A 424-nucleotide genomic window follows, 5' to 3' on the forward strand; every position below is an offset into this window, starting at 1 on the left:
CCGTGACCAGTGGCGAAAAGTGATCGCCGCGAGCGCCGAGGAACTCGCCGACCGGGCGCGGATGTTCGCGTTCGAGAATTTCCGCGGCACCCAGTCGGTATGGTACGTCGCCATAAGGACCCATCTGGGCCCCGATCCGGTACGTCCCTGACGAAGGGCGGTGACCCAACCGTGTCCGGGGCAGCACTAGGGTTACTGCCCATGTGGCCAGGAAACCAGCCGCCCGGGGGCGAGCAGAACCCGCAGGACCCGAACCAGAACCCGTACCAGCAGCCGGGGTACCAGCAGCCGAATCCGTATCAGCAACCCGGATTCCAGCAGCCCGGAGCTCAGACGCCCAACCCGTACACGCAGCCGGGGCAGCCCGGTTGGACCGCGCCCGGTGTGCCGCAGCCGCCGGAGACGCCGCCGGGTGGCGGTGACG

1 pseudogene is annotated in these 424 nt (G+C 68.9%); it reads left to right on the forward strand.

Annotated features, from left to right (window positions below):
* Positions 1–201: 201 nt before the first annotated feature.
* Positions 202–424: pseudogene (locus tag AOK17_RS53425) on the forward strand (hypothetical protein); the annotation flags it as partial.

The organism is Streptomyces phaeochromogenes (genome assembly GCF_001418655.1).
Taxonomy (GTDB): Bacteria; Actinomycetota; Actinomycetes; order Streptomycetales; family Streptomycetaceae; genus Streptomyces; species Streptomyces phaeochromogenes.